The following is a 7,128-nucleotide window of genomic DNA, read 5'->3' as shown; positions in this document are numbered from 1 at the left end:
GTCGTCGACGACGGCCCGGCTGGACACCGCGGACGCGGCGATCCCGGCGCGGCGCAGCCAGGCCGCGAGGGTCTCGGCGCGCACGGTCAACCTGTCCGGGTGGACACGCAGTGCCTGGCGCACGGGCGAGTCGCCCTGCCGCAGCGTCGCCTCCAACGCCGCGAGGGCCAGCTTCCCGGCCTGCATCGCCCGGGCCATCGGGTGCCGGCGGATCCGTTCGACCAGGTCCGTGCGGCCGAGCAGGAGGCCGCATTCGGGACCGCCGAGCAGCTTGTCGCCGCTGGCCAGCACCAGGCTCACGCCCCGGTCCAGCCAGCTCGTGGCATCCGGCTCGCCGATCAGCAGCGGTTCCGGCCACAGCAGGCCGGATCCGCAGTCCCCGACGAGGGGCACGGCGAAATCGGCACAGAGCGCGGCGAGGCCGCCCACGGCGGGGCGGTCGGCGAACCCGACGACCCGGTAGCTCGTCGGGTGCACCCGCAGCACGAATCCGGTACGGGGGCTGATCGCGTCCGCGTAGTCGCCGAGGGTGGTCCGGTTGGTGGTGCCCACTTCGCGCAGCCGGGCCCCGGCGGCGCCGAGCAGTTCCGGCAGGCGCAGGCCGTCCGGGGTCTCTGCGAGTTCGCCTCGGCTGATGACGATCTCGCGCCGGCTGGCCAGCGCGGCCGCCGCCAGGGTGAGCCCGGCGGCGTTGGTGTTGACGACATGGACGTCGGCCGCCGCCGGTACCGCGGCTGCCAGCGCGGCGAGCATGGTCCGGCCCCGGCGGTCCCGGCGGCCGGTGCCGAGGTCGAGTTCCAGATCGGTGGTGCCGGCGGCCAGATCCACGGCGGCCCGGGCGGCAGCCGACAACGGCGCCCGGCCCAGGGAGCCGTGCAGAAGGACGCCCGTGGCATTGATCACCGGGCGTAGTCCGGTGGCGGTACGGGCGAGCGCCGACGGAGCCGGGGCCGGGTCCGCGGTGGCGCCGAACTCGGGGGGTGCCTGGTCGACCATCACTTCACGTAAATTTAGTGACGCGATCCGTGAAGTCCAGGCGGGTGGCCCCCGGAAAGACGTGTCTCCCCGTGTGCTGTTCAAATGCCCAGGTAACGGTGGCCACGGGTGATGCGCGTCATCCGCCGGCCGGGTAATGTCGATGCCCGAAGGGGAGTAGCCCCGCCGAGCGACCGGATCCGTGGCGCGCGGCCGTCAGTCACCGTCTGAGTCGGTGAGGCGGCTGGCCATGGACCGCGCGCGGCCCGGATCGTCGACATACTGGCGCCCGCCCGTCCGACCAGCAGGTGGTCGCCGACGCAGGCTCCCGGCGGCCGGGCCCGGCCCTCGCGGCCGGGTGGGCGAGACCTTCGACACGGCAGGCATGCCGGGTCGAAGGCGGACTCCCGCTCACGGCCCGGCCCGATCGAGAGGTCCCGGCGTGAACATCACCGCGGTACTGGTCACCTTCGGTGTGATCTTCCTGGCCGAGCTGCCCGACAAGACGATGGTCGCGAGCCTCGTACTCGGCAGTCGCTTCCGGCCGCTGTACGTCTGGGTGGGCGTGGCCGCCGCGTTCGCCGTGCACGTCACGCTGGCGGTGGCGGCGGGCAGCGTGTTCTCCCTTCTACCGAGCCGGATCGTGGACTCGATCACCGCGCTGCTGTTCGTCGTCGGCGCCTTCCTCGTGCTGCGGGAGGGCCGGGAGAGCGAGGCGAACGGCGACGGCCATGACGAGGCCGTCACCCCGGCCAGCGCGGCGGTGGACCACAGCGGTGAGCACGGTGGCGAGCCGGCGTCGCCCGCACTCCGGGAGGTGGGCGACGCGAACCATCAGGGCACGCCGGCCGGTCCGGCGGCGCCGGCGGCGTTCTGGCGGGTGGCGGCGACCTCCTTCGGGGTCGTGTTCCTCGCCGAACTCGGGGATCTCACGCAGATCTCGACGGCGAACCTCGCCGCCCGCTTCGACTCCCCGGTCATGGTGTGGATCGGCGCGGTACTGGGGCTGTGGACGGTCGCCGCGCTCGCGATCGCGGGTGGGCGTGGACTGCTCAGGGTGCTGCCGATCTCCGTGATCACCCGCGTCGCCGCCGCGGCGTTCGTGGTGCTCGCGGTGCTGTCGGCGATCGAGGCGGTGCGCGGCTAGGCACCATCGGAAGGCGCGCTCAGCCGGCCGGCTCGGGCCTGGCCGGCCAGCGCGGATCGGCCGTGGCGAACACGAGTACGACCTCGGTGTCCGAGGAGAAGTCGACGAGCCGGGCGTCCCCGGGCAGCAGGGTCAGCGCGCGGCGCAGCTCGGCTGGCGCCGCCCCCTCCGGCACCGCCACGACATACCGGCGCCGCGAGGAGCCGGGCCCGCCGGGGCGGGCGCCGGAAGGCCGGCGGCCGCCTGGCGGGAAACCCAGGCCGGGATCCGGGCCCGATGCCCCGGACTCGGCTGCCTCGACCAGCAGCTCCGCGAGACGCAGTGCCTCCTGGGGCACCAGCCGCAGGGCGGCCGGCGGCGAGCCGGGCACCCGGGCGCCCAGCAGCACCAGCGGGGTGTCCGATGCGGCGCCCGGGTGTGGCGCGATCGAGACGGCTGCGCCGTCCGTGCGGCTGAGGAAGGTGACGACCTCCGGGGGAGTGCTGTCACCGCGGGACCAGGGCGGGTTGATGTCCATGGCTCGACGCTCTCACCCGAGAACGTGCCATCCCATCCCGTCCGGCGGGGAGAAGCGCGGGAGGGACCTGCCGGGGCGGCGCCGGGTGACGACGTCGCGCCGCACGTGTCACCCGCGGACGGGTCAATGTCCAGCCGGTGTGAGGAGAACCGCCTTCGGCGGAGAATCCGGCGGGTGTGGAAGCGAGGTGGCCGGGGTACGTCCGCATCGTCGTGCTTGCCAGGGGTGCGACGCGTGGTGGGAGGCAGCCCGGCCGGCCCCCTGCGGCGCCCAGGCCGTCCGGTCGTCAACGGAGCCATGGAGCCAAGTGTTCGGGTTGAGGTGACCGGCCGCGAAGCCATCATCGTCCACCCAGTCGGAGAGATCGACTACTCGTCCCTGGACCCCCTGCGGGAGGCGCTGCTCGACGCCCGGATCGCCGGCGTGCGGGACATCATCGTCGACCTGACGGAAGTGAGCTTCCTCGATTCGCAGGGCCTCGCGGTCATTCTCTACGCCCACCAGCGGCAGCGCTCCGCGGGCGGGCGGCTGGTGCTGCGTAATCCCAACGACAACGCGCGGCGGCTGCTGACCGTCACCAATCTCAGCACCGTCATCGACGTGGAGCACACCGAGCCGGCGGCCGCGTCCAGCCTGGCGAGCCGCCGCGGCGGCTGAGTTCGGCCGCGCTCACGGGACGTCGGAGCGGGACCGCTGGGCCGAGCCGGTCCAGCGGTAGGAGACATCCCGGGTGTACGTGCTGAACCCGAGTGCGGAGTACATCCGCACCGCGCGATCATTGTCCTCGTCCACGTAGAGCAGCACCGAGTCGAGCCCGAGGTCCCGCAGGTGGCCCAGTCCGGCCAGGGTGAGCGCCCGGCCGAGTCCGGCACCGCCCGCACCGGGCCGCACCCCGACCACGTAGACCTCGCCGATCGGGTCCGCGGTACCGCCGGCCGGCGGCATCGGATCCACCTCGTGGACCTTGGTCCAGTGAAACCCGACCAGCTGCCCGTCACGCTCGGCGACGAAGAAGCCGTTCGGGTCGAACCAGGGCTCGGCGTGGCGTCGGGTCAGGTCGTCGAGAGTCCACCGACCCTGCTCGGGGTGGTCGGCGAACGCGGCGGCGTTCACGGCGAGCCAGGCATTGTCGTCCGGGCCGGGTCGGTAGGCCCGCAGAGTGATCCCGGCGGGCGGTTCGGCGAGCGGCAGCGGCGGGCCGGCGGCCAGCGGGCGGCGCAACTGGAACAGCACCCTGCTCCGGGCGAATCCGAGCCGTTCGGCGAGCGACGCGGCGGCCGGCAGGTCGCCGTGGGCCCAGACGTCGAGGCGGGTGGGCGCCGGCCCGGCCGTCGCGGTCAGCGCGGTAGCCAGCGCGGCGCCGACACCGCGGCGCCGGTGGTCGGGGTGCACCACGATCTCCGCCTGGCGCTCGGCCGGGACGCCGCCCAGGTGCGCGTAGCCGACGAGGCCACCCGCGCCTGCGGCCGGCGCGCCCTCGGCGCGGGTCGCCAGCAGGTGACGGCCGGTGCCCACCCGCAGGCCCGGTCGCAACGTCAGCCGAACATCTTCGGAGACCGGACCCGTGCCGTCGGTGCGTTCCGCGGCGGTGAGCAGGTTTTCGATGTCGTCGACGTCCGAGCCGCTGAGCGTCGGCCGCCAGGTCAGGATGGTCACCGCACGACGGTATGGGCCGCGCGGGACGCTGTCCCGCGTTCGCGCGGTTGAACGTCGGCGCGCGTGGCGTCCACCGGCGACCGGCTGTGGCGTGGCCGCCCCGCCCTGGTCCGGTGGGGCCGGATCAGGGCAGGGCGGTGCGGCTAGACCCGCTCGGGCGTGCGGGCATCGACGCGGCCGGCCGACCCGGGCGCGCTGTCCGCCAGCGGGGTGATTGCCGGCGCCACGAACTTGTAGCCGACGTGCCGGACCGTGCCGATCATCGCCTCGTGCTCGGGGCCGAGCTTCGCGCGCAGCCGCCGGACGTGGACGTCCACCGTGCGGGTGCCGCCGTAGTAGTCGTAGCCCCACACCTCCTGGAGCAGCTGGGCGCGGGTGAAGACCCGGCCCGGGTGCTGCGCCAGGTACTTCAGCAGCTCGAACTCCTTGAAGGTGAGCTCGAGCGGGCGGCCCCGCAGCTTCGCGGAGTAGGTGGTCTCGTCGACCGAGAGGTCGCCGGACCGGATGACACCGGCCTCGGCGGTGCCGCCGGCGGCAGCGACCCGACCGATGGCCAGTCGCAACCGGGCCTCGACCTCGGCGGGACCCGCGGAGTCGAGGACGACGTCGTCGACACCCCAGTCGGCGGAGACCGCAGCCAGGCCACCCTCGGTGACCAGTGCCAGCAACGGGGTGGTGAGGCCGGTGGTGCGCAGCAGGCGGCACAGGCCGCGCGCGATGACGAGTTCCCGCCGCCCGTCCACCACGATCACGTCCACCGGGGGAGCGTCCAGCAACGCACTCGCCTCGAGCGGAGCGACCCGTACCGTGTGCGTGAGAAGGCCGAGGGACGGAAACGATTCGGCGGAGGGACCGGGGGCGTTGGTGAGCAAAAGGACGACGCTCAAGACGACTCCTCCAGGGTGGTGTGGTGGGGCAGCGTCGACCCGGTGAGTATCTCGATGTCCGGCACTGGGTGTCTCACGACCGTCATGGGCATGAAACGAAGGTCGGTATGTGGGGAGGATAGCGGAGTGCACTACTCGGCTCCTACCGTCTACGGGATGCTGCCGACCGCCGATTCTGAGATCCTGGCCACGAGGCACGCCGAAAGGCTCGATGTTGGCCACGGAGAGTCACATCGGCTCGCGATCGTGGTCGTTCATGGCTTCTCCGGCTCCATGGCCAGCCCCTCGTTACGGCGTATTTCGTCTGGGTTGCGCAAATATGGCGGGGTCCAGGTGATGGACCTACGGGGTCATGGGCGATCAACGGGGTGGTGCACCTTCGGTGATCGTGAGGTCTTCGACGTCGACGCCGCGGTGGCCGCGGCCCGCGGATTCGGCTACCAGCGCGTTGTCACGGTCGGCTGGTCCATGGGCGCGGCCGCGGTGATCCGCCACGCGGGCCTCGTCAATTCCGGCACGCTCTGTCACGGGCGCCGGCTGCGGCACGCGCCCGACGGGGTCGTCAGCGTGAGTTCCACAAGCCGCTGGTTTGTTCGGGACACCGCGCCCATGCGGCGGATTCACTGGTTCGCCGAACATCGCACCGGCCGAATGGTGGCGCGTGCGGCGTTACGCGTGCGTATCGATCCCCGTGTCTTCGCCCCCGTTCCACGATCACCACTGGAGATGGTCGGTGCGATCACGCCGACTCCGTTGCTGATCGTGCACGGTCAGCGGGACCGGTATTTCACTCTGGAGCATCCACACGCACTCGCCGCGGCCGCCGGTCCGGGGGCGCGGCTGTGGATCGAAGCCGGCTTCGGTCACGCCGAGGCCGGCTGCGGCCCGGATCTGCTCGACCGGCTCGGCGCCCAGCTCGCCGAACTGGTCGACGATCGCGCCCCGGTGGCCGGGCCATGACGCCGCCCGCCGGCGAGGGTGCCCCCGTGCGGGTCACCGTCCGTTACTGGGCGGCCGCCCGTGACGCCGCGGGCGTGACCGAGGAAACCGTCGAGGCGGCGACTCTCGGCGAGTTCCTCGAGGTCGCCGCGGCACGCCACGGCGGTGTCCTGCCCGCTCTGCTGCGGCGCTGCTCCTACCTGGTGGACGACCTGCCGACGGGTCGGCGGGACCCGGCCGAGGTCGTTCTGCGTGACGGCGTGACCATCGAGGTCCTCCCGCCGTTCGCCGGTGGTTGAGGCGGCCCGTCGACCGCCGGTGTTCCGATGGCGGCGCGGAGTGCTCACAACGGGCATGACAGCATGACGGGGTGAGCGCAGGCGACCCCGGAACGACCGGTGGCACCCCCACGCGGGCGGCCGACCCTGCCCCGCCGAGGGTGCCCGTCGTCGGCCTGGTCGCCGCGATCGTCCTCGCCGCGGGCCTGGCGATCGGTGGCGCCGCGCTGGGGCGCTGGGCGCTCGCGGGGGTGCTCGTCGTCGAGCAGGGCGCTCTCGCCTGGGCCTGGGGCCGCTCGCTGCACGCCTCGTCGGGCACGACTGCGCTGGTCGCCGTGGCGGCGGCGCTCGCTGACCTCGCCGTGCTGGTGTCCCATCGCCACGCCTACGGCTCGACCGCCGGCGTCATCGGCGCGGCGGTGGCGGCCGTCGTCCTCTACCAGCTCGGACTGCGCCGGGCGCTGACACTGCGCACACCGGTCACCGCCGCGAGGCCGGCGGTGGCACCGGCGGCCAGCGCAGTGGCAGGCACCCCGGCCGCCGCGGCGAGCCCGGCGTCGGCGACCCGGGTGAGCGCCGAGATGATCACGGCGCTGAGCGGGGTCATCCTGGGCGTCCTGCTCACGGGCTACCTGGCGGTGCGGACCGAGGACGGCGCCCCGACCGTACTTTCCCGACAGGACCCGACCGTACTTTCCCGACAGGAGCGGCATGGCTGACCCGACTGGC

Annotated in this window: 9 protein-coding genes; 5 read left to right on the top strand and 4 right to left on the bottom strand. The window is 73.3% G+C overall.

What is annotated here, in order from left to right:
* Positions 1–996 (bottom strand): L-seryl-tRNA(Sec) selenium transferase (gene selA, locus MXD58_RS16220; protein ID WP_250609485.1); only part of this gene is annotated, 996 nt, incomplete at its 3' end.
* A 421-nt stretch (positions 997–1,417) separates the two neighbouring features.
* On the opposite strand from selA, the gene MXD58_RS16215 reads away from it, so the two are divergent.
* Positions 1,418–2,122 carry a TMEM165/GDT1 family protein gene (locus MXD58_RS16215; RefSeq protein ID WP_248839426.1) on the top strand — a complete coding sequence of 235 codons (705 nt, stop codon included), beginning with the start codon at positions 1,418–1,420 and terminating at the stop codon, positions 2,120–2,122.
* Between the two features lie 19 nt (positions 2,123–2,141).
* Here MXD58_RS16215 and MXD58_RS16210 read toward each other — a convergent pair whose 3' ends face one another.
* On the bottom strand, positions 2,142–2,639 hold the full coding sequence (locus MXD58_RS16210; protein ID WP_248839429.1) for a frankia-40 domain-containing protein: 498 nt from the start codon (positions 2,637–2,639) through the stop codon (positions 2,142–2,144).
* 321 nt (positions 2,640–2,960) lie between these two features.
* Here MXD58_RS16210 and MXD58_RS16205 point away from each other — a divergent pair, with 321 nt between their 5' ends.
* On the top strand, positions 2,961–3,296 hold the full coding sequence (locus MXD58_RS16205) for an STAS domain-containing protein (protein ID WP_374616197.1): 336 nt from the start codon (positions 2,961–2,963) through the stop codon (positions 3,294–3,296).
* A 12-nt stretch (positions 3,297–3,308) separates the two neighbouring features.
* On the opposite strand, the gene mshD is transcribed toward MXD58_RS16205, so the two are convergent.
* Together mshD and MXD58_RS16195 are read right to left on the bottom strand one after the other, a co-directional pair.
* Positions 3,309–4,295 (bottom strand): mycothiol synthase, encoded by a 987-nt coding sequence (mshD, locus tag MXD58_RS16200; protein ID WP_248839431.1) that lies wholly within the window; start codon positions 4,293–4,295, stop codon positions 3,309–3,311.
* A 143-nt stretch (positions 4,296–4,438) separates the two neighbouring features.
* Positions 4,439–5,182 (bottom strand): response regulator transcription factor, encoded by a 744-nt coding sequence (locus MXD58_RS16195; RefSeq protein ID WP_248839433.1) that lies wholly within the window; start codon positions 5,180–5,182, stop codon positions 4,439–4,441.
* A gap of 336 nt (positions 5,183–5,518) precedes the next feature.
* On the opposite strand from MXD58_RS16195, the gene MXD58_RS16190 reads away from it, so the two are divergent.
* From MXD58_RS16190 to MXD58_RS16180, 3 genes are all read left to right on the top strand, one after another.
* Positions 5,519–6,142, top strand: coding sequence for an alpha/beta hydrolase family protein (locus MXD58_RS16190; RefSeq protein WP_374616195.1), 624 nt, complete (start codon positions 5,519–5,521; stop codon positions 6,140–6,142).
* Positions 6,139–6,420, top strand: coding sequence for a MoaD/ThiS family protein (locus tag MXD58_RS16185; protein ID WP_248839435.1), 282 nt, complete (start codon positions 6,139–6,141; stop codon positions 6,418–6,420). The genes MXD58_RS16190 and MXD58_RS16185 overlap by 4 nt, the downstream gene beginning before the upstream one ends.
* 71 nt (positions 6,421–6,491) lie before the next feature.
* On the top strand, positions 6,492–7,118 hold the full coding sequence (locus MXD58_RS16180) for a hypothetical protein (RefSeq protein WP_250609483.1): 627 nt from the start codon (positions 6,492–6,494) through the stop codon (positions 7,116–7,118).
* The last annotated feature ends 10 nt before the right edge of the window (positions 7,119–7,128 follow it).

Origin of the sequence: Frankia sp. AgKG'84/4, from assembly GCF_023242965.2 — a bacterium.
Classification (GTDB): Bacteria; Actinomycetota; Actinomycetes; order Frankiales; family Frankiaceae; genus Frankia.
This window is presented reverse-complemented; position numbering and strand designations above follow the sequence as displayed.

Coding starts and splice junctions, on each gene's coding strand:
- MXD58_RS16210 (WP_248839429.1), bottom strand. CDS start 2,639: ATGGACATCAACCCGCCCTGGTCCCGCGGTGACAGCACTCCCCCGGAG.
- MXD58_RS16190 (WP_374616195.1), top strand. CDS start 5,519: ATGGACCTACGGGGTCATGGGCGATCAACGGGGTGGTGCACCTTCGGT.
- MXD58_RS16185 (WP_248839435.1), top strand. CDS start 6,139: ATGACGCCGCCCGCCGGCGAGGGTGCCCCCGTGCGGGTCACCGTCCGT.